At 69.4% G+C, this 20,122-nt stretch carries 20 protein-coding genes and 1 rRNA gene; 10 read left to right on the top strand and 11 right to left on the bottom strand.

Annotated features, from left to right (window positions below; translation table 11 throughout):
- Positions 1-98 (bottom strand): 16S ribosomal RNA (locus tag E6A26_RS11855); the annotation flags it as partial.
- A gap of 602 nt (positions 99-700) precedes the next feature.
- On the opposite strand from E6A26_RS11855, the gene E6A26_RS11860 reads away from it, so the two are divergent.
- The 3 genes from E6A26_RS11860 (at position 701) to E6A26_RS11870 (ending at position 3,740) form a co-directional block, all read left to right on the top strand.
- A complete protein-coding gene (locus E6A26_RS11860; RefSeq protein WP_136611414.1) occupies positions 701-1,042 on the top strand; it encodes a metal-sensitive transcriptional regulator in 342 nt (113 codons plus the stop codon).
- A gap of 82 nt (positions 1,043-1,124) precedes the next feature.
- Complete coding sequence (locus E6A26_RS11865; RefSeq protein ID WP_136611415.1) at positions 1,125-1,355, top strand: heavy-metal-associated domain-containing protein; 231 nt, start codon at positions 1,125-1,127, stop codon at positions 1,353-1,355.
- A 144-nt stretch (positions 1,356-1,499) separates the two neighbouring features.
- The gene (locus E6A26_RS11870; RefSeq protein WP_136611416.1) at positions 1,500-3,740 is read left to right on the top strand and encodes a heavy metal translocating P-type ATPase; all 2,241 of its coding nucleotides are present in this window, start codon (positions 1,500-1,502) and stop codon (positions 3,738-3,740) included.
- 21 nt (positions 3,741-3,761) lie between these two features.
- Here the strand turns inward: E6A26_RS11870 and E6A26_RS11875 are convergent, their stop codons facing one another.
- The gene (locus tag E6A26_RS11875) at positions 3,762-4,730 is read right to left on the bottom strand and encodes an EamA family transporter (RefSeq protein ID WP_211129100.1); all 969 of its coding nucleotides are present in this window, start codon (positions 4,728-4,730) and stop codon (positions 3,762-3,764) included.
- Between the two features lie 79 nt (positions 4,731-4,809).
- On the opposite strand from E6A26_RS11875, the gene E6A26_RS11880 reads away from it, so the two are divergent.
- Positions 4,810-5,355, top strand: coding sequence for a CGNR zinc finger domain-containing protein (locus E6A26_RS11880; protein WP_136611417.1), 546 nt, complete (start codon positions 4,810-4,812; stop codon positions 5,353-5,355).
- Between the two features lie 126 nt (positions 5,356-5,481).
- The gene (locus E6A26_RS11885; protein WP_136611418.1) at positions 5,482-6,204 is read left to right on the top strand and encodes a hypothetical protein; all 723 of its coding nucleotides are present in this window, start codon (positions 5,482-5,484) and stop codon (positions 6,202-6,204) included.
- A gap of 62 nt (positions 6,205-6,266) precedes the next feature.
- Here the strand turns inward: E6A26_RS11885 and E6A26_RS11890 are convergent, their stop codons facing one another.
- The 4 genes from E6A26_RS11890 to E6A26_RS11905 form a co-directional block, all read right to left on the bottom strand.
- The gene (locus E6A26_RS11890; protein WP_136611419.1) at positions 6,267-6,530 is read right to left on the bottom strand and encodes a TM2 domain-containing protein; all 264 of its coding nucleotides are present in this window, start codon (positions 6,528-6,530) and stop codon (positions 6,267-6,269) included.
- Between the two features lie 90 nt (positions 6,531-6,620).
- The gene (locus tag E6A26_RS17920; RefSeq protein WP_234865402.1) at positions 6,621-7,022 is read right to left on the bottom strand and encodes a hypothetical protein; all 402 of its coding nucleotides are present in this window, start codon (positions 7,020-7,022) and stop codon (positions 6,621-6,623) included.
- A gap of 96 nt (positions 7,023-7,118) precedes the next feature.
- A complete protein-coding gene (locus tag E6A26_RS11900; protein ID WP_136611420.1) occupies positions 7,119-7,703 on the bottom strand; it encodes a hypothetical protein in 585 nt (194 codons plus the stop codon).
- Between the two features lie 30 nt (positions 7,704-7,733).
- Complete coding sequence (locus E6A26_RS11905) at positions 7,734-9,041, bottom strand: MATE family efflux transporter (protein WP_136611538.1); 1,308 nt, start codon at positions 9,039-9,041, stop codon at positions 7,734-7,736.
- Positions 9,042-9,229: 188 nt separating this feature from the next.
- Here E6A26_RS11905 and E6A26_RS11910 point away from each other — a divergent pair, with 188 nt between their 5' ends.
- On the top strand, positions 9,230-10,816 hold the full coding sequence (locus E6A26_RS11910) for an MFS transporter (protein ID WP_136611421.1): 1,587 nt from the start codon (positions 9,230-9,232) through the stop codon (positions 10,814-10,816).
- Complete coding sequence (locus tag E6A26_RS11915) at positions 10,813-11,406, top strand: acyl-CoA-like ligand-binding transcription factor (RefSeq protein ID WP_136611422.1); 594 nt, start codon at positions 10,813-10,815, stop codon at positions 11,404-11,406. Before E6A26_RS11910 ends, E6A26_RS11915 begins: the two co-directional genes overlap by 4 nt.
- Here the strand turns inward: E6A26_RS11915 and E6A26_RS11920 are convergent.
- Positions 11,390-12,175 (bottom strand): SDR family oxidoreductase, encoded by a 786-nt coding sequence (locus tag E6A26_RS11920; protein ID WP_136611423.1) that lies wholly within the window; start codon positions 12,173-12,175, stop codon positions 11,390-11,392. The genes E6A26_RS11915 and E6A26_RS11920 overlap by 17 nt on opposite strands.
- Positions 12,176-12,251: 76 nt before the next feature.
- On the opposite strand from E6A26_RS11920, the gene E6A26_RS11925 reads away from it, so the two are divergent.
- On the top strand, positions 12,252-13,130 hold the full coding sequence (locus tag E6A26_RS11925) for a sigma-70 family RNA polymerase sigma factor (protein ID WP_234865404.1): 879 nt from the start codon (positions 12,252-12,254) through the stop codon (positions 13,128-13,130).
- 46 nt (positions 13,131-13,176) lie between these two features.
- Positions 13,177-14,154, top strand: a complete 978-nt coding sequence (locus E6A26_RS11930; protein WP_136611425.1) for an NAD-dependent epimerase/dehydratase family protein — start codon at positions 13,177-13,179, stop codon at positions 14,152-14,154.
- Positions 14,155-14,260: 106 nt separating this feature from the next.
- Here E6A26_RS11930 and E6A26_RS11935 read toward each other — a convergent pair whose 3' ends face one another.
- Positions 14,261-14,722, bottom strand: a complete 462-nt coding sequence (locus E6A26_RS11935; RefSeq protein WP_136611426.1) for a hypothetical protein — start codon at positions 14,720-14,722, stop codon at positions 14,261-14,263.
- A 119-nt stretch (positions 14,723-14,841) separates the two neighbouring features.
- Complete coding sequence (gene dnaB / locus E6A26_RS11940; protein ID WP_136611427.1) at positions 14,842-16,236, bottom strand: replicative DNA helicase; 1,395 nt, start codon at positions 16,234-16,236, stop codon at positions 14,842-14,844.
- Between the two features lie 586 nt (positions 16,237-16,822).
- Here dnaB and E6A26_RS11945 point away from each other — a divergent pair.
- The gene (locus tag E6A26_RS11945; RefSeq protein ID WP_136611428.1) at positions 16,823-17,506 is read left to right on the top strand and encodes a hypothetical protein; all 684 of its coding nucleotides are present in this window, start codon (positions 16,823-16,825) and stop codon (positions 17,504-17,506) included.
- Positions 17,507-17,591: 85 nt separating this feature from the next.
- Here E6A26_RS11945 and E6A26_RS11950 read toward each other — a convergent pair whose 3' ends face one another.
- Positions 17,592-18,785, bottom strand: coding sequence for a dipeptidase (locus E6A26_RS11950; protein ID WP_136611429.1), 1,194 nt, complete (start codon positions 18,783-18,785; stop codon positions 17,592-17,594).
- Positions 18,786-19,103: 318 nt separating this feature from the next.
- Positions 19,104-19,754: an FMN reductase gene (locus tag E6A26_RS11955; protein WP_136611430.1), complete on the bottom strand. Its 651-nt coding sequence runs from the start codon at positions 19,752-19,754 to the stop codon at positions 19,104-19,106.
- Positions 19,755-20,122: the final 368 nt, after the last annotated feature.

Here is a 20,122-nt window from a genome sequence, read left to right on the forward strand (position 1 = left end):
TCGCCACTAATCCACCCCGAAGGGCTTCATCGTCCGACTTGCATGTGTTAAGCACGCCGCCAGCGTTCATCCTGAGCCAGGATCAAACTCTCCGTCAAAAACAAAAACAACAAAGAAAACCAGGACAAAGCGGAAAAACCCCGCCCCGGCAATCCGATCCAAGCCGAAACCCAGCCCACACACACGGGGTGCGCACAGACCAGGCAAACAGCCATCAAAAAAATGGCATCAATCCAAACATGGCACGCTATTGAGTTCTCAAACAACAGGCCCAACAGGAATAACCGGAAACCTCCCGGCATCGCCCCTGCGGACGAGGTACTAACTTACCAGATCGTCTCGCTCGCCTCAAATTCCTTTTCGGGAACTAATTGGTCCGCAAACAATCTGTTCCTTCGAGCGCACAACGCGCAGCGGTGCTGCCATTCTGGCTGGTTCGAAGGGGTTCGGCCGCCCGGTCTCGCGCTGTCCGCGCTCCCCGTGGCGACTCGGAATACATTACCGGGCCGGGTGGGGCGCAGCAAATCAGAACGCTGTGGGTTCTGCCACAACGCCCGGCGGCCTGGCGCCGTCGTCCGCGACACCCTTGGCCCCTCCGCCCTCATCGCCGCCCCGCCATGGGACGCCTCCGGAAAGCCGGTCCCTCGAATACCCCCTGGGGGTACTTGACCGATACCCCCTCTGGGTATAGGTTCGACTCGTGGAACCTACAGAATCCCTCCTGGACGGGGCGGACGCGGACGCGCCCATCTACGGCTACACCCCGAACAAGGCCGCGTATCTCCGCCGACTCAAGCGGATCGAGGGCCAGGTGCGTGGGATCGCGCGCATGGTCGAGGACGACAAGTACTGCATCGACATCCTCACGCAGGTCTCGGCCGTCACGAAGGCTCTGCATGCCGTGAGCCTCGGCCTCCTCGAGGAGCACATCGGCCACTGCGTGGTCGGCGCCGCGAGCGAGCCGGACCCCGACCGCCGCTCGGAGGAGATCGAGTCCAAGGTCAAAGAAGCCTCCGACGCCATCGGCCGGCTTCTCCGCTAGTCAGCGCGCTACGCCGTCCGTCAGACCACCGGCCACCCGAACCTCCAGACGCAGACGCAAACCCCACCCCGAAGGAGCCGAAATGACCCACTTCACCACCACCGTTCACGTAGAAGGCATGACCTGCGGCCACTGCGTCGCATCCGTCACCGAGGAGCTCGAGGCCCTCGAGGGCGTCGAGACCGTCTCGGTGGACCTCAACGCGGGCGGCGCGTCCCGGGTCACGATCGCGTCTGACCGCAAGCTCAAGCACGAGGCCATCAGCGAGGCGGTCGCGGAGGCCGGCTACCTCGTGATCGACAACAACGCGTAGCGCCGCCCACCGCACCAGCCCCACCCCCCCCACGGCTAGCCACGACCAGCCCGGCCGCCAGCCACCTGAGCCACCAGCCACCTGAGCCGCCAGCCACCTGAGCCACCCGCACCAGCCCCCGCCCCACCCATCGCGAGGAGAGACATGGAACAGTCCACGTACGCCACCGCGCGCGTCGTCGAACTCGACATCCAGGGGATGACGTGCGCTTCGTGCGTGGGCCGCGTCGAGCGCAAGCTGGACTCAATCGCCGGTGTCCAGGCCACGGTCAACCTCGCGCTCGAATCGGCGCGCGTGCTCGCACCCGCAGGCGTCGGCGACCAAGACCTCCTCGATCGCGTGGCGTCGGCCGGCTACAGCGCGAGGCTCCACGAGCGGAAGCCGGCCGCAGGGGCAGAAGGGGGCGAGCCCAGCCCCGGCGCGGACCTGCGCCCGCGGCTCGTGGTCGCCGCGGTGCTGACCGTCCCGACTTTCGCCATCTCCATGATTCCGCTCCTCCAGTTCCCCAACTGGGGCTGGTGGGTCGCGGTCCTTGCGCTGCCGGTCGTGACGTGGTCGGCGTGGCCGTTCCACCGCGCGGCGGCCATCAATGCCCGCCACGGTTCGTCGACCATGGACACCCTCGTCTCGCTCGGGATCGTCGCGGCCTATGCGTTCTCCGCGGGCCAGCTCATCGCGGATCCCGCGCTCACGGCCCACGGCATGGAAGACAGCGGGACGGGCATGGGAGGGCTCTATTTCGAGGTCGCGGCCGTCGTCGCGACGTTCCTCCTTCTGGGCCGCTATCTCGAGGCGCGCGCGAAGGCACGCGCAGGAAGTGCCCTGCGGTCGCTTCTCGACCTCGGCGCGAAGGAGGCCAATCTCCTCAAGGACGGCGTGGAGTACAGGATCCCCGCGGAGAGCCTCGTCCCGGGGGACACTTTCGTGGTCCGCCCCGGCGAGAAGATCGCGACCGACGGCCTGGTCCGCGAGGGCCTCTCGGCGGTGGACACCTCGCTGCTCACCGGCGAGTCCGTGCCGGTCGAGGTGGGGCCCGGCGATGCCGTCACGGGCGCCACGATCAACGCCTCCGGCCGGCTCACCGTCGAGGCGACGCGCGTGGGCGCGGACACGACCCTCGCCGCGATGGGACGGCTCGTCTCCGAGGCGCAGACCTCGAAGGCCCCGATCGCTCGGCTAGCGGACCGGATCAGCGGCGTCTTCGTGCCGGTCGTGCTGGCCGTCGCGGCCCTGACGTTCGTCGCGTGGCTCGCCGCGGGCGGCTCGCTCGACGCAGCGTTCGCCGCCGCCGTCTCGGTCCTTGTCATCGCCTGCCCGTGCGCGCTCGGCCTCGCGACGCCGGTGGGTCTCCTGGCTGGGTCGGGCCGCGGGGCCCAACTCGGCATCCTGATCCGCGGCCCGCAGGTGCTCGAGGACACGCGCACCGTCGACGCGATCGTCCTCGACAAGACCGGGACGGTCACCACGGGCCGCCTCTCGGTTGACGCGGTCGACGTCGCCGACGGCTGGGCTGCCGGCGAGGCGTTGCGGCTCGCGGGTGCAGTCGAGGCAGCAAGCGAGCACCCTATCGCGCGCGCCGTCGCCGACGCGGCACGGCAGTCGATCCAGGCGAACGACGGCGGCGCCCTCCCGAGCGTCGAAGGCTTCAGGTCCGCGCCGGGCGGCGGGGTCTCGGGCCAAGTCGAAGGCCGGCGCGTGGCCGTGGGACGCGAGACGTGGCTGCTGGACAACGGCATCGCCATCCCCGAGTCTCTGCGGGAGCGGTTCCGCTCGCGCGAGGCCTCGGGCGCCACGGCGGTGTGGCTCGCCGTCGACGGCTCCGCCGTGGGGACCGTCAGCCTCAGGGACACGCTCAAGCCGGGCTCTAGGGCCGCCGTCGAACGTTTCAAGGCGCTCGGCCTGCGCCCGTACCTCGTGACGGGCGACAACGCCGCGGTCGCGGCGCGGGTCGCGGCCGAGGTGGGCATCGCGCCGTCGGACGTGCTCGCCGGGGTGCGCCCCGAGGGGAAGGTCGACGCCGTGCGGCGGCTGCAGGGGGAGGGCGCCACGGTCGCGATGGCGGGCGACGGCGTCAACGACGCCGCGGCGCTCGCGCGGGCGGACCTCGGAATCGCCATGGGCTCGGGTACGGACGTGGCGCGCGAGGCCGCCGACCTCACGGTCATGGCGGACGACCTCGGGCAGGTCGCGACCGCCATCGAGCTCTCGCGGGCGACGCTTCGGACCATCAAGGTCAACCTGTTCTGGGCGTTCGCCTACAACTCGATCGGCATCCCGGTCGCGGCGCTCGGGCTGCTCAACCCCATGATCGGCGGGGCCGCGATGGCGGCGAGCTCGGTGCTCGTGGTGGCCAACTCGCTCCGCCTCACGCGCTTCGCCCGCTAGCCGACCATCGCGAGGGGCGGGCTACGCGGCCGGGAGGGCCTCGGGTGCGGCCTCCTCGAGGGCCGGCTCGGGGATCGGCGCACGCAGCTCGTCGACGCGGACCAGAAGGACGCCCGCCACGATGAGCACTCCGCCGAGCGCCTGGATCGGCGCGGGAACGTCCCCGATGAGGATCCACGACGCGAGCACCGAGAACAGGACCTCGGTGAGCGAGACGAAGCTCGCGACCTTCGGACCGAGGCGCTGAACCGCAACGATGCCGAGCGAATACGCGACGACGGCGGCCACGATCGTGATCCCGAGCACGGGCACGATCCAGCTCGTCTTCGTGCCGAGGAGCTGCACGGTGCCGAACGTGGCGGCGAGCGGGAGCACGCCTACGAGGGCGAGGACCCCGAGGCCCAGCGCGCCGAACACCATCCCGCCTCCGACGACGACGAACGGCGGCAGGACGCCGTCGGCCTTCGCGGACAGGACAAAGTAGACGGCGAGGCACGCGGCCGCGCCCATGCCCCACAGGACGCCAACCGGGTCGACGTGCGTCGCGCTGAACAGGTTGAGGACGAGCACCAGGCCCGCCATCGCGACGACCGTGCCAGCGACGGTGAGCATGCCCGGCCGACGACGGGTGCGCAGCCAGAGCCAGCCCACGATGACGATCGGCGCGAGGTATTCGAGCATGAGCGCGACCGGCGGACTCATCCTCGCGACCGCGTTGAAAAAGCAGAACTGGCACAGGGCCACGGCGACCATGCCGTACGCGGCCATGATCCCGATGCCGCTCCGCAACCGGCCCCACCGGCCGCGCATCATCACGAGCGCGGGCACGATCATCACGGTCGCTGCGAGGCCGATGCGGGTGCCGACCGTCGCGCCGGGGCTCCAGCCGGCCTCGAGGAGAGACTTGCCGAGCGGCCCGCTCACGCCGAACGTCGCGGCCGAGAGCACGGCATAGACAAGACCGGAAGCCGAGCGGTTCGCGGACAGCACAGGGCACCTCCAACAGGATGTCAGGACCAAAACGAGTGTATGGTGATGACAGTAGACCCGAGAGGAGTCATGAGTCAAAGTGTTGTTCGCCCCTGACACCGAAGTCGCGCTGCGCAGCGTGGTCAACCTCATCAACACGCTGGAATCGGACGGGACCGAGCACCTGAGCACGCGCGCGGACCTGGACCGCTTCATTGAGGAGGAGGAGTTCACGGGCTCCCGCACGCACGACGACGGCGAGCTCGCCTCAGTGCGCACCCTGCGGCAGCGCCTCAGGACGCTGTGGGACGCCTCGGAGGACGAGGCTGTGACCCTGGTCAACGCGATCCTGCTGGAGTCGCGTGCCCTGCCGCAGCTCGTCAAGCACGACCACTGGGACTGGCACCTCCACGCCACCACGCCCGAGGCACCCCTCGCGGAACGCATGAGCACGGAGGCCGCGATGGCGTTCGTGGACGTCATCCGTTCGAAGGAGCTGGACCGCCTGCGCGTGTGCGCCGCGGACGATTGCGAGGCCGTCCTCATCGACCTCTCGAAGAACCGCTCGAAGCGCTACTGCGACACCGGAAACTGCGCCAACCGCGCCCATGTGCGCGCCTACCGCGAGCGCAAGGCGGCGGGCTGACCGGCCCAGACCCGCTCGCTTGATACCCTTTTTGACAGGTCCTGGAATGGACCGGTCACATTGAGAGGTTTCCGTCGGCACCACCGGTTCACCGGCCCCCGACGCCGCAAAAGGGTGGTGATCGCTATGCCGACGAGCTCGCTGCTGGCAGGGCTGCGCAGAATGGTCCTTGGCGCGCGCCACGAGGGCCTCGCGTCGGCGTCCAACCTCGGCGGCGCTGGCCTCGGCGGCGACGGCCTCGACAGCGCCGGCCTCGAGCCGCTCGCTGGTGCCCGTCGCTTCACCCTTCCGGACCTTTCGCCGACGCCCGCTCGCGAGGACGTGGGCCGGATGCTGCACGGCATGGGGGCGCCTGTCGTGGTCGAGGACAACGTCGGCAGCGCCCCGCTGCGGGTGCCGGGCAGCCTCATCGTGGTCGCCGCACCGCACGACGCCGCCCTCGGACCCGCCATGGCTCTCGCCGAGGCGGTTCGGGGACAGCTGCACACATCCGGCCTCATCGAGGCCTACCGCATCCCGTCCCTCGAGGGCCGCCGGGAGGCGGCAGCCGCCCGGGCCGAGGCGGCCGCGGCCGGGCAGCCCGTGGTCGTCGCATACGGGCTCGGGCGCCCGGCATGGACGGCCACGCACGCCGCGAGCGCAGAGCGGCTCAGGGCCGATCAGACCTGGCTCGTGGTCGACGCGCGGCACAAGCACTCCGACACCGCGGCCTGGGTGGCTGCGGTCCAGACGCGACTCGTGGTCCACGCCCTCGCAGTGGTCGGGGCAGCCGAGACCTCGACACCGCGCACCGTGGAACGGCTCGGGATTCCGGTCGGCTGGACCGATCAAGGTCCCGTCTGGGGCTGAGCCCCGCGGAACCGCGCGCCCTCACCGCCTAGCCGCGCGCCTCGCGCCGAGCCGGGCGAGTCCTAGCGCAGCTCGCGACCGTACGCATCCGTGCGGAACGGTTGCGCGCCGAGCACGATGAGCGTTCCCTCGACGATCCCCCACAGGAAGATCGCGCCGTACGTGGCCCTCGCGAGCAGGATGGCTGCAAGCACCTGCGCGACGCCCATAGCGGTGTAGCCGAGGTAGAAGCGGTGCGCGCCGAACGCGCCCAGATAGATACCGAGCAGCCCCGCGACGGCGCGGCGGCGCGGCGAGGGGCTCGTACTCGCATAGGTCTGCATCATCCGGGCGGCTCACAGTTCACTCGAAGAGAGCATCAGCTTACGGCACGCGGAGGGCCCGAAGTGGACGTGTACAAGCCGGTGACGCGAGGGTCAGGCCTGGGGCTCGTCCCCGCCTGCGGAGTCCGCCCGATCGGTCCCCGGAGTGTGGCCTTCGGGGCGCTCCGCGGCCTGCCCCGACGAAGGGCTCTCGGCCCCCGGCCGCTCCGCGCCGTGACGCTTGAGGCGATCCTCCGAGCGCAGATTGACGCCCGAACCGTGGCCGAGGTGGTCGGCATTCTCCTTGTACGTCATGGAGAGCATCGCCGCGATGACGAGGCACACGATGAAGGCAATCCCGCCCGCGGAGAACGCGAGGTCGAAGCGCAGGCCGTGACCCGTCCCGCCGGAGCCGAAGATCAGCACGGTCACGAACGCGACCACGCCGAAGAAGGCGGAGAACATGAGGGGGCCCTTGATGCCGACGCGGGGTCCGCGCGGGGTCTGGTCAGTCATGGGCCCTCCTTGCGCTGTTCGCGCTCCTGTGGGTACGGCGGATGCGGGGTCTCCGTCAGATTCTGGGAGTTCTACGCCGAGTAGAACCACTCAATTCTAGGCCACGCGTGCGTCAGCGGCTGCATCGTGCCTGAGACTCAGGCCGGCAATGACGAGCAGCACCCCCGTGATAACGGCCGCCCCGCCCGCGACCCCAAGAAGCGCGTGCGGCCCGGAAGCCGCGAAGAACGGCAGGAGAATGCCCGCACCCAGATTGACGACCCCCGCAATCAGGGCGTCGCGCGCGAGTGGCGACACCCCGCTGCCGGACGCGCGCCGCGAGAGGGCTCCACGCACGACGTCGGAGATCCCCACGAGCGCCAAGGCGGCGGCCCCCGCGCCACCCACCACGGCGTCGCTCGGCAGGGCGGCGATCACGACGCCGAGAACGGCCGCGCCCGCGTAGGGGGCCAGGCCGATCAGGGCGGACGCGCGCCCCGGGGCCGGGCGCTCCGAGCGGATCAGCCAGACCTCCGCGGCGAGCAGGAGCCACAGGTAAGGCGCCACGGCCCAAGCCGCGCCCGCCGTCGTCGGATGTCCCCAGAACACCGTGACGGTCCCGAACGCCAACGCGACCACCGCGCGCCCCAGGACGGGTGGCCAGAGGCGGGCACGGGAAGGCGAGGACTTGTCGGCAGGCACGGGGCCAGTTTAGTCGCGCGGTCCGCCGAGCTAGGCCGCCCCGAGGACAACCCACTTGGCGCCGCGGGCCCGCAGCCCCAACGTGAGCGCCCGCGCGAGCATGTACCCGCCGGCGAACGCACCCCACAGCCATGCGAGCCCCGAGGGGCCGCTCAACCCGGCTGCCCCCACCCACACGAGGAGTGGTCCGTAGACCACGAGGTTGAGCACGCCCGCGAGCGCGAGGTACCGGGCATCTCCCGCGCCGATGAGTACGCCGTCGAGCACGAAGACGAAACCGCAGGCGGGCTGGCTCGCGGCGAGGACCCAGAGCGCGGGCGTGAGCGCCTCGTGCACGCCGGCATCTGTGGTGAAGATCCATCCGATCCACGGCGCGGCCGCTGCGAGCACCGCGCCGGTCACGAGCCCGAAGCCAAGGGACCACCGCACCATGATTCCCGTGAGCTCGCGGGCCCTGGCGGCGTTCGAGGCCCCGAGTTCCTTGCCGATGAGCGACTGTGCGGCGATCGCGAGCGCGTCGAGCGCGAAGGCTAGGAAGTTGAACATCGTCATCGCCAGCTGATGTGCCGCGAGATTCTCGGCGCCCTGCGCCGTCGCGACCACGACAGTCGCGAAGATCGCGGCGCGCAGCGTGAGCGTGCGGAGCATGAGCCACGATCCGACGTGGGCGGCGCCGAGGATCCCCCGCCAGTGCGGCGCGAGCGAGACCCCCTCGTGGCGCATCCGCGGGACGACGATCGCGAGGTACACGGCAGCCATGCCGAGCTGCGCCACGCTCGTGCCGATGGCTGAGCCCGCGATCCCCCAGCCGAAGCCGTAGACGAAGAGGAAGTTGAGCGCGGCGTTCGCCGCGAAGCCGCACGTCGCGACGACGAGCGGCGTCTTCGTGTCCTGCAGGCCGCGGAGCACGCCAGTCCCCGCGAAGACGAGCAGCATGCCCACGAGGCCTGGCATTGACCACGCGAGGTAGTCGGCCGCGTAGCCCTGGACTGCGGCGAGCCCACCCACGGCGTGGACGATCGCCGGCGCCGCCGCCCAGCCGACCACCGCGAGCACCAGGCCGAGAAGCAAAGCCAGCCAGACGCCGTCGCGCGCTGCGGCCATGGCCCGCCCAGACTGCCCGGCGCCCAGGTAGCGGGCGACCGCCGGCCCAGTTCCGTATGCGAGGAAGACCATGAGGCCCACAACTGTCTGCAGGACGGTCGTGGCCAAGCCCAAGCCCGCGAGCTCGTCGACTCCGAGATGGCCCACGATCGCCGAGTCGGCGAGGAGGAAGAGCGGCTCCGCGATGAGCGAGCCGAAAGCGGGCAGCGCGAGGCGCAGAATCTCGCGGGCCATGGGCGCCGAGCCCCCGCTGGCGCGGCCGCGAGGCCCGGTGCGCCCGCTCAGTGCGCCCGCGTGAAGATCGGCCTCTTCGGCCCCCGTTCGGTCCATGGCACCCACTGTAGGACTCGCCACCGACACTCGAAATTTAGCAAGCGACAACCTCTTGACAGCCATACGCTTCTGAGAGTTACTGTCAATTTATGGCTACTTCCAAGATCTCCTCGGTCGCGGCATCCGCGGAGGCCCAGGCGGGACACCCCCGCCGGTGGTGGATCCTCGCGGCACTTGCCCTCTCCCTCCTCGTCGTCGGCCTCGACGCCACCGTGCTCAACGTCGCGCTGAGCGACATCTCGCGCGCACTCGGCGCGAGCACCACGGAACTCCAGTGGATCGTCAACGGCTACTCGCTCACCTCGGCGGTTCTGCTCATCCCCGCCGGGCTTCTCGGCGACCGCCTGGGACGCCGCCGCGTGCTCGCGGTGGGCCTCGCCATCTTCGTGGCGGCGAGCGCAGCGGGCGCCTTTGCCCAGAATCCCTCCGAGCTCATCGCCGCCAGGACCGTCATGGGGATCGGTGCCGCGGCCGTCTTCCCTCTCGCGCTCTCGATCATCCCGACCGTGTTCGCGCCTTCCCAACGCTCCAAGGCCGTGGCCGTCATGACCGCAGCGATGGGCGTCGGCATGCCGCTCGGGCCGCTCGTGGGCGGCTGGCTCCTCGACAACTTCTGGTGGGGCTCCACGCTCCTGTTCAACGTGCCGACCGTCGCCGTGGCCCTTGCCGCGGGACTCGCGCTCATCCCCGATACGCGGGACGCCAGCCCGCGGCGCGTCAACCTCTTCGGGCTCGGGCTCACCGTCGCGGGGCTCACCGGCATCGTCTACGGGATCACGCAGGTCCCGATCGATGGCTGGGGGTCGGCGTCCACGCTCGCGCCGCTGTGCGGCGGGGTTGCGCTGCTCGTCGCGTTCGGCGTCGTCGAGTCCAGGAGCGGCGAACCGCTCCTGGACCGCCGCCTCATAGGATCGCCGCTCTTCGTGTGGCCGACCGTCGCGACGGCCCTCACCTCGTTCGTCATGATGGGGCTCCTGTTCGCGATCCCGCTGTACCTCCAGGCGTACGTCGGCGACTCGGCGCTCACCACGGGGCTCAAGCTCATGCCCATGATGCTCACCCTGGTCGTCGGCTCGGGCGTCTCGACGAGGCTCGGCTCGCGGCTCGGGCTGAGGGTGATCGTGCCCGCGGGCATCCTCATCTCGTCGGCGGGGTTCCTCGCCCTCCTGGGGATCACGCCGTCGTCCGACTACTGGCCGCTCTTCGCGACGCTCGCCATCACCGGCTTCGGGTTCGGCCTCGCGATGCCTCCCGCCATGACCGCGATGCTCGACTCCCTCCCCGACGGCGTGCAGAGCACGGGAACCGCGCTCAACCTCTCGGTGCGGCAGACCGTCGGCGCGCTCGGCGTCGCCGTCCTCGGAAGCATCCTCACGGCCGCGTACCGCGCCGGGATGAGCGCCCCGACCGCGCACCTGCCAGGTGCCGCGGCGAGCGCGGCGCGGGACTCGCTCGGCGGTGCCGTCGCCGTCGCGAGCCGCCTCGGGCCCGCGGGGGGCGCCCTCCGCGATGCGGCCGGATCCGCCTACCTCGACGGCGTCCACGCCGTAAGCCTCGTGTGCTTCGCAGCGGCAATCGTCATCGCCGTCATGATGGCGATCGTGCTCCCCCGCCGCGCACAGACCGCACGGACATTGGAGCCACGGACGACGGCGGCTGGCAAGATGGATTCATGACGGAACCAGGGCTACGGGAGCGCAAGAAGGCGAAGACGCGACGCCTCATCCAGGACGTCGCGCTTCGCCTTTTTGCCGAGCAGGGCTACGACGAGACCACGGTCGACCAGATCGCGGCCGAGGCCGAGGTCTCCCCGAGCACGTTCTTCCGGTACTACCCCACGAAGGAGGACGTGGTCCTCGAGGACGAGTACGATCCGTTCCTCCTCGAGGCCCTCGAGAGCGTGCCGCACGGCACCCCCCTTGTCGAGGCCTTCCGTCTTGCGGTGCACACGGCGTTCGAGGAGTTCTACGCGAGCGAGCGCGACCGCATCTACGAGCGGATGCGCCTCACGTTCACCACGCCGGCCCTCAGGATCCGGGCCCTCGCCGCGAACCACGACGTGGGCCGGATGTACTCGGGCGTGGTGGCGAAGACCTTAGGGGTCTCGCCAGATGACCCGATGATCTCGCTCGCCGCCGGGGCCCTCACGGGCGTGCTCCTGGTGGTGTTCGAGCGATGGATCGAGGACGAGGGCCGCAGCGATCTCCCGGCCATGATGGACGAGGCGCTGCGGCTCCTCGGCTCCGGGTTCAAGATCGAGGGCTAGCAAGGAAGTCTTCCCACGTCCGGTGGCCCACCCCGCGATCCGGGGCGATGTTGGCGCCCCCGCGGATGGCCCGCGCGGCCCCGCCGGGCATGGGCATCGGCACGAACAGCCGGTGCAGCCCGGCCGCGACGACGTACGAGCGGATCAGATCGTTCATGGCGTACACCGTGGGGCCAGCCATGTCGGGGACGAGGCCGACCGGGGATCCGAGGGCGAGCTCAACGAGCCGGTCCGCGACCTCTCCCGAATCGACCGGCTGGAAGCGGAAGCCGGACGGCACCGGGATGACGGGGAGCTTCGCCATGGCCTGGGCCGTGAGCAATGTGAGCTCGTAGAACTGGGTCGCGCGGAGCGTCGACCACGGGATGCCCGAGGACTCGATGACCAGCTCGGCGTCGCGCTTCGACTCGAAGTATGCGAACGCCGCGCGATCCAGGCCGCTCACCACGGGGATCGTGTCCGCGCCCACCACCGAGATGAAGACGATGTGGCCCACTCCGGCGCGCTTGGCCGCCTCGACGAGGTGCCGGGCCTTGTCGCCGTCGCCCTTCTGGGTCCCAGCGCAGTGGACGATCGTCGCCACGCCCTCGACGGCAGGGCCAATGCCCTCGCCCGTGGCGAGGTCGCCCGCGAAGTATTCGACGCCGTCGGCCGCGGGACGGGCGTGCCGGCTCAGGACGCGCACAGGCCGCCCCGCCGCGCGGAGCCGCGCGACCACCTGCCGACCCAACGTGCCCGTTCCGCCCGTAACCAGAATCGTGGAGGCCATGGCCCAACCTTTCTCCCGTCAGCAGGGCCCGATTTCGGACCCCTCTACTTGCCATGACCCGCACGGGTGCAGGAATGTGACAGGCGTGGATGTCGAGGAGATCCTGGCCAGCCGTTTCGAGTCCGAGCGCGGGCGCCTGCGAGCCGTCGCGTACCGCATGCTCGGGTCCCTGCCCGAGGCGGACGACGCCGTGCAGGACGCGTGGCTGCGGCTCGCCCGCACCGATGCCGGGGCGATCGAGAACCTCGGGGCCTGGCTCACGACCGTCGTCGCCCGGATCTGCCTCAATGCCCTCAGGTCGCGTGCCGCGCGGCACGAGGAGCCGATCGAGGGGCTTGAGGACGCGCTCCGTGCTTCCTCAGACGGACCTGAGGAGGAGGCCGTCATGGCCGATTCCGTGGGCCTCGCCCTCCTCGTGGTGCTCGACACCCTCCAGCCGGCGGAGCGGCTCGCGTTCGTGCTGCACGACATGTTCGACGTCCCGTTTGACCGCATCGCGCCGATCCTCGGCAAGTCCTCGGAGGCGACGCGCCAGCTCGCGAGCCGCGCACGACGGCGCGTGCGCGGCTCCGAGGCGCCCGATCCGGACCGCGCGCGGCAGCGGCGCGCCGTCGAGGCCTACCTTGCGGCCGTCCGCACGGGCGACTTCGATGCGCTCGTCGAGCTGCTCGCGCCGGATGTGGTCATCGACGCGGACGCCGCCTCGACGCCGTCGCGACTCGCAGTCACGCTTCGCGGCGCCGAGACCGTGGCGCATGCGGCCGTCGTGTCCGCGGCGCGCGCACCATTTGCCCGCGTTGCCCTGGTCAACGGCCAACCGGCGCTCATCGTCGCCCCGAAGGGTCACCTCCGGCTCGTGCTCGCCTTCACGGTCGACGGCGAGCGCATCACTCACGTCGGCGTCATCGCCGAGCCCTCGCGGCTGCGGGCGCTCGAAGTCGCGGTGCTCGAGTGAGCAGCCTTCCCGCAGACTCCCACCACGCCCAAGGATTGGAGAAACCGTGAAAATTGTCATCATCGGCGGGAGCGGCCACATTGGCACGTTCCTTGTCCCCCGGCTCGTGCGGGCCGGCCATGAGGTGATCAACATCAGCCGCGGGACTCACAAGCCCTATACCGATGCCGTCGAATGGCAGCAGGTGCGGCAGGTTGTGGCCGACCGCCAGCAGGAAGACCGGGAGGGCACGTTCGGGGACCTGGTCGCGCGGCTGGGGGCCGACGTCGTCGTCGATCTGGTCTGCTTCACCCTCGAGTCCGCCGCCGCGCTCGTGGACCGGCTTCGCGGCGAGACCGGGCATCTGCTGCACTGCGGGTCGATCTGGCGGTACGGGGCGAGCCTCAAGGTGCCCATCTCCGAGGACTCCGGCTCGGCCGCGGCGCCGTTCGGCGAGTACGGCGTTCAGAAGGACAGGATCGCGCGGATGCTGAAGGAGGAGACCACCAGCGGCGGCCTGGACACCACGTCCGTCCACCCTGGCCACATCGTCGGGCCGGGGTGGCACCCGATCGGCCCACTCGGGAACCTCGACCCCACCGTCTGGCACGCGCTCTCTGCCGGCGAGGCGCTGCACGTCCCCGGGAGCGGCAGCGAGTCGATGCACCACGTGCACGCCGACGACGTCGCCCAGGCGTTCCAGAGGGCCATCGAGCATCGCGACGCGGCGGCCGGCGAGGACTTCAACGTCGTGGCCCCGACCGCCCTGACCGTCCGCGGCTACGCAGAGATCGCAGCGGGATGGTTCGGTCAGGCGGCGGCGCTGGAAGCGGTCACGTGGGCGCAGTTCCGCGCATCGACCACGCCCGAGCATGCCGAGTCGAGCTGGGGCCACCTGCACCGGAGCCATTGCTTCAGCATCGAGAAGGCCAAGTCGCTCCTGGGCTACGCGCCGCGGTACGAGCCAGAGGCGGCCGTGCTCGAATCCGTCCGGTGGCTCGTCGAGAACGGTCAGCTCACCGTCGCGCGCGGTCTAGAGGTCTGACCAGGGGGTGCGCTTCGTCCAGGGCGCGCGGCTCGAGTGCGCGGAGGATCTGGCGGACGACGGCGGGTCGGCCGCAGCAGCGGCGCGGTGACGGTTCGCGGCGCGGTCAGCCCTTCTCCAGTTCGGCCAGGCCGCGCTTGAACGAAGCAGCGACCGGTTTGCCGTGGGACATCCGGATCATCCGGCACACGAGGCGTCCCATCAGGTTGCTGCCGGTGCGGTTCCACGCGATATGAACGACGCTGCCGCCGTCTCGACCGGGCTGGACTGTCGCGGCCACGTAGCTGCCCGGCGCCGAGAAATTGCTCTCCTGCACCGTCCAGCGAACCGTATCCGGATTGGACCAGTCGTAGCGCTCACGCGCCCAGATCTGGCCGCCGGGACCCTTGGTGCCCTCGCGTACTTCGGCGGCGGTTTCGCCGATCGAATAAGCCTTGTAGAGCGAAGGCTCAATGCCGGGCCACAGCTGGGGCCGGCGCTCCGAGAAGTCAATCAGCGCGCCGCGCACGGCAGACGGACTTGCGCTGGTCTCAAGGTCGAACTCGACCACTCTTGCCTTGCTGTTCATGCACCCAGCATCGCGCCGGAACCGAGCAGTGCACATCGCGCGATCGCGCGATCTTGTCGGGCCCGCTCTCGGAGCGGCCGGTCCTCGGGACAGCCGTCCCTAGGACGGCCGCCAGCAGGCTAGAACCCGCCGCCGCCCTCGCCGTCGCCAGAGTCCGCGGCCATGTTGGCGAAGCGCGAATAGTGGCCCTGGAACGCCACGACGATGTCCTTCGTGGGGCCGTTGCGGTGCTTGGCGACGAGGATGTCCGCCTCGCCGGCTCGCGGGGATTCCTTGTTGTAGACGTCCTCACGGTGGAGCAGGATCACCATGTCCGCGTCCTGCTCGATCGAGCCACTCTCGCGGAGGTCAGAGACCATCGGCCGCTTGTCCTGGCGCTGCTCGGAGCCGCGGTTGAGCTGAGAGAGCGCAATGACCGGCACCTCGAGCTCCTTCGCGAGCAGCTTGAGCGCGCGGGAGAACTCCGAGACCTCCTGCTGGCGGCTTTCGACCTTCTTGCCGGACGACATCAGCTGGAGATAGTCGAGGACCACGAGCTTGAGCCCGTGCTGCTGCTTGAGCCGCCTGCACTTTGCGCGGATCTCCATGAGCGACATGTTCGGGGAGTCGTCGATGAAGAGGGGCGATTCGTTGAGTGGTCCCATGACCTTCGCGATCTTGGCCCAATGCTCGTCGCGGAGCGTCCCGCGGCGCAGGTCTTGGAGCTGGATCGTCGCCTCGGCGCTCATGAGGCGCATGGCGATCTCGTTCCGGCCCATTTCGAGGGAGAAGAAGACCGTGGGCAGCTTGTGCTTGATCGCGGCGGAGCGCGCGAAATCGAGCGCGAACGTCGACTTGCCGACGGCGGGGCGCGCCGCAATGACGATCATCTGGCCGGGGTGCAGCCCGTGCGTGAGCTCGTCGAGCTCATAAAAGCCGGTCGGCACGCCCGTGATGCCCTCGCCCCGGTGACCGGCCGCCTCGATCTCGTCCATGGCGGACTCCATGACCTCGGAGAGCGCCACGTAGTCCTCGCCCTGGCGCCGCTCGGCCACGGCGTACACCTCGGCCTGCGCCTGGTTGACGAGGTCCTCGACCTCGCCGTCCTGTCCGTAGCCGAGCTGGACGATTTTCGTCCCCGCGCTCACAAGCCGGCGGAGGACGGCGCGCTCGGCCACGATCTCGGCGTAGTATCCGGCGTTCGCGGCCGTCGGGACCGACTGGATGAGCTCGTGGAGATAGGCGGGGCCGCCCACGCGGTTGATTTCGCCGCGCTTCGTGAGCTCGTCCGAAACCGTGACGGCGTCCGCCGGTTCGCCCTTGCTGTATAGGTCGGCGATGGCGTCGAAGATCGTCTCATGCGCCGGCCGGTAGAAGTCGACCGAGCGCACCACCTCGACGACGTCTGCGATGGCGTCCTTCGAAAGCATCATGCCGCCGAGCACCGACTGCTCCGCGACGATGTCCTGGGGTGGGGTTCGGCCCGAATCCGAGTCCCGGTACGACGAAACTGACTCGACCTGTGATGCGGACACCGGCGACACCTCACCTCGCATGTGACGCCCGGACCGAGGCAGTGCATGTCAGGGCGGTGCGCCGCGTTTACACGCCTCTTCCGGATGGTTGGAGCAAACGTATCCGGGCCCTCCGACATTAGCCAGCTGGCCGTCCACCCTGCCTGTGGACAACCTGTGGAATATGCCCCTAAAGTTGTTCACCGCGCCTGTGGACAACTGTGGACAACTTTCCCCACCCATGAATAATCTGCCTCTGACGTGGGAAAACTTACTCTACATCTTGTGGACTAAAGATTTTTTTCCACATTCGAAATCCACAGTGCTGACGGAGATTTTTAGACAAACGCTTGTGATTTCACGTGACCTACGGCACTTATGTGACCTTTGCCACATATTCCCACGTCCGGTCTCGTGGCGGTCCATGCCTGGCCATTCATGCACACTGAGCGCCGTCGAACTCGGCCTCGGGAAGCCTGAGGCGCCACCGAATCGGTCCCTCAGCCGTGTGCCGGTGCAACGGCTCCGTACTACGCTGGAGGTGCCCCGGGCTGGGGCCGCCCGCAACGTTCACCGCACCGATCCGGAAGCCCCGATGGAAAACCTGTTGCCCCCACTTATCATCCTTGTGTGCGTCGTCGCGATCGTCGTGGTCGTGCTGCGCCGGGGCGCCAGGCGCACACGCGCGTCGGTCGAGACGGCCCGCGCCAACGGGCCTGAGGCTGCCGCGGAGATGTCGGCCCGCCTCACGGAAGAGCAGCATCGGGCCATCTATTCGCTCATTGCCCAGGGCCTCACAGTTCAGGCCATCGCCGCGTACCGCCAGGCCACGGGCGCGAAGCTCATCGACGCCCGCAACGCGATCCTCCTCATGGAGAGCCACCCTCAGGCGTACGGCGAGCCGCGGGAAGCGCCGGTCGCTCCCGCCGAGCCTGCCCCTGCCGCGTCGTCGGCGCCGTCTGCCCCGTTGACTTCGTCGGAGCCAGCCGCCGCACTACCGCCGGCTGGAGAGCCCGAGGCCGCGCCGCCGTCGTCCGCGCACGAACCCTCCAAGGTACCCGCGGGCGCGCCCGGCGAACGCTCGACCACGCGGTTCCCCTATCGGTACCGCGCGATCGTGAGCAACGGCCGGCAGACGCTCGAGGTCGCGAGCAATCTCCTCAACGACCAGATCTACGCGGAGATCAAGGCACTCGCCCAGATCGGCGACGCCGAGGACGCCGCGCTCATGCTGTGGCGCCATTCCGAGATCAGCATCGAAGAGGCCCGTGCGTTCGTCGACCTCCTCTGAGAACTCGAGGATCCGACTTCACTAGCGCCCGGCTCTCACGCCGAATCAACGTCCGGCACCGGGGACGCCGTCAGGGGCCACCCGTTTAGTGCGCCGCCACCTTCTCGGTCTCTTCGAGCACCCGCAGCGCGTTGCCCCAGCACAGGGCATCCAGCTCCTCCGCCGGCCAACCCCGCTCAGACAGGGTTTCGAGCAGCGGGGCATAGCCGGCCACACCGTCCATCCCCTCGGGGAGCTCAGGTGTGCCGTCGAAGTCGCCGCCGAGCCCCAGATGCTTGGGCCCGACCACTGAACGGGCGTGCTCGAGGTGACGGACGACGTCGTCAATGGTCGCCTTGGGCGCCGGATTGGCGGCCAGCCAGGCGTCGAACTCGGCGGCCGCCTCGGGATCCTCCGCAGGGGCCACGTCGTGGAAGCCGACGGGCAGCCCCAGCTCGACCCGCCGCTCCTGGACCGCACGCGAATGGTCGTGGCAGGCCTCCGAGACGAACTTCGGGACGAACGTCACCATCAGCACGCCGCCGTTCGCCGGGAGCATCTCGAGCACCGAGTCCGGGACATTCCGCGGGTGGCTGCAGACCGCGCGGGCAGACGAATGCGAGAACATGACCGGAGCCCTCGTGCAGGCCAGCGCATCCACCATGGTCCGCTCGGAAACGTGCGACAAATCGACGATCATCCCGACGCGGTTCATCTCCGCGACGACCTCGCGCCCGAAGGGTGCCAGCCCCGTGTCCTCGCCCTCGCCCGTCGCCGAAGACGCCCACGGCGTGTTGTCGTTGTGCGTCAGAGTCATATAGCGCACGCCGAGCGCCGCCATGGCTCGGAGCACGCCGAGCGAGCCCGCAATGCTGTGCCCGCCCTCCATGCCCATGAGCGAGGCGATCTTCCCGCGTTCGACGGCGCCCCGCACCTCGGCGGCCGTGCTCGCCAGTTCGAAGGTGCCGGGGTGCGCCTCGACGAGCCGGCGCACGCAGTCGATCTGTTCGAGCGTCGCGACGGCCGACTGCTCCGGGCTCAGGGTCGACGGGACGAACACCGACCAGAACTGCGCGCCGACGCCGCCCCGGCGAAGACGCGGGATGTCGGTGTGGAGGCGAGGCTGCCCCGCCTCGAGTCCGGCCTCAGCGACGCTGTACCCGAACTCCTGACGGAGCGCCCAAGGGAGGTCGTTGTGGCCGTCGATGATGAGGGCGTGTCCGATGGAAGCTCCTCTGGTTGGGGATTGACCGATGGAAGCTCCTCTGGTTGGGGATTCACCGATGGAGCCCTGTCCCATTGGGGGTTGACCGATGGAGCCCTGTCCCATTGGGGCTTGACCGATGGAGCCCTGTCCCATTGGGGCTTGTCCGTGGGCTGGTTGCACCACGTCATCGTACGCCCGCCCGTCGACCCGCCTCCCCGCCCCGTCTCGGGTACAGATCCTGCCCGGTTTTCCACGTTTCGGGTACAGATAACCCGCCCAAACACCGTCTCGGGTACAGATAACCCGCCCAGAATCCGTTTCGGGTACAGATAACCCGCCCATCAACGGTTTCGGGTAGAGATCATCTGTACCCGAAACGAGGCGCCGGATTTACGGCGTCGGACCACCAGGTCAGCGGCCGCCGGTGAGATCCGCGAGCAGCTGCTCGAAGCCCTTCTCTTCGGGGCGGGTGGCGACCTGAGGCACCCGGGGGGCTCCGGCGTCGTCCGTGAGCTCGGAAGCAAGCTCGCCCGCGGCGCGCTCGATGCGCGCGCTCAGGCTGCCGGCCGCGAAGCCGTCCCCCTCCGAGCCGCGACCCCAGTCCATGGGAGCCGCGAAGACCGCGGTCGGGACGATCCGGGCACGCAGGTACGTGAAGAGCGGACGCATTGCAAAGTCGAGCACCATGCTGTGTCGCTCCGAGCCGCCAGTTGCCCCGAGCAGCACCGGAGTGCCGTCGAGAGCCTTGTTGTCGACCAGATCGAAGAACGACTTGAAGAGGCCGCTGTAGGAGGCGCTGAAGACCGGCGAAACTGCGATGAGGGCGTCGGCGTTCTCGACGGCCGCAATCGCCTCGGCGAGCTTCGGGGCGGCATAGCCGGTCACGAAGTTGTTCGCGATGTCGACGGCCAGGTCCCGGAGCTCATAAGTGGTGACCCGGACGTCGAGTCCGAGACCCACCACGAGGCGGGCGGTTGCGTCGCCCATCTGGTCAGCGAGAAGGCGGCTCGACGAGGGCGTTCCGAGCCCCGCGGAGATGACCACGATCTTCTTGGCATCCATCTGTTTGCTTCTCCGTTCCGGATGATCCATGTGTTTGCATCTATCCGAACAACGGATGGGATGCCGTACCTATTCCTTCCTCGTCTCGGGTACGGCAACTGCGTCGCTGTGGCGTTCCGGGTAGGCACCGCGGAGCCCACCCTAATGCAGGAAGAGTCGATCCTCGCTGCAAAGTTCCCGTCCCGGAAACGGGCGCCAGGGGCAGGATCTGTACCCGAAACGGGGAAGACCAGGCAGGATCTGTACCCGAAACGGGGAAAACCGGGCAGGATCTGTACCCGAAACGGGGAAAACCGGGCAGGATCTGTACCCGAAACGGGGAGAGGGGGCGGCGAGGGGCGTAGAACGAAGCGAGGGCCCCTGCCTCG

Source organism: Sinomonas albida (assembly GCF_004919045.1).
In the GTDB taxonomy this organism is placed as follows: Bacteria; Actinomycetota; Actinomycetes; order Actinomycetales; family Micrococcaceae; genus Sinomonas; species Sinomonas albida.

Bases quoted from the DNA above. Each gene is read 5' to 3' on its own strand.
- E6A26_RS17920 (WP_234865402.1), bottom strand. From the start codon at position 7,022: ATGACTGACCAGACCCCGCGCGGACCCCGCGTCGGCATCAAGGGCCCC.
- E6A26_RS11915 (WP_136611422.1), top strand. From the start codon at position 10,813: ATGACGGAACCAGGGCTACGGGAGCGCAAGAAGGCGAAGACGCGACGC.
- E6A26_RS11885 (WP_136611418.1), top strand. From the start codon at position 5,482: ATGCCGACGAGCTCGCTGCTGGCAGGGCTGCGCAGAATGGTCCTTGGC.
- E6A26_RS11920 (WP_136611423.1), bottom strand. From the start codon at position 12,175: ATGGCCTCCACGATTCTGGTTACGGGCGGAACGGGCACGTTGGGTCGG.
- E6A26_RS11955 (WP_136611430.1), bottom strand. From the start codon at position 19,754: ATGGATGCCAAGAAGATCGTGGTCATCTCCGCGGGGCTCGGAACGCCC.
- E6A26_RS11910 (WP_136611421.1), top strand. From the start codon at position 9,230: ATGGCTACTTCCAAGATCTCCTCGGTCGCGGCATCCGCGGAGGCCCAG.
- E6A26_RS11870 (WP_136611416.1), top strand. From the start codon at position 1,500: ATGGAACAGTCCACGTACGCCACCGCGCGCGTCGTCGAACTCGACATC.
- E6A26_RS11865 (WP_136611415.1), top strand. From the start codon at position 1,125: ATGACCCACTTCACCACCACCGTTCACGTAGAAGGCATGACCTGCGGC.
- E6A26_RS11950 (WP_136611429.1), bottom strand. From the start codon at position 18,785: ATGGGACAGGGCTCCATCGGTGAATCCCCAACCAGAGGAGCTTCCATC.
- E6A26_RS11890 (WP_136611419.1), bottom strand. From the start codon at position 6,530: ATGATGCAGACCTATGCGAGTACGAGCCCCTCGCCGCGCCGCCGCGCC.
- E6A26_RS11905 (WP_136611538.1), bottom strand. From the start codon at position 9,041: ATGGCCCGCGAGATTCTGCGCCTCGCGCTGCCCGCTTTCGGCTCGCTC.
- E6A26_RS11935 (WP_136611426.1), bottom strand. From the start codon at position 14,722: ATGAACAGCAAGGCAAGAGTGGTCGAGTTCGACCTTGAGACCAGCGCA.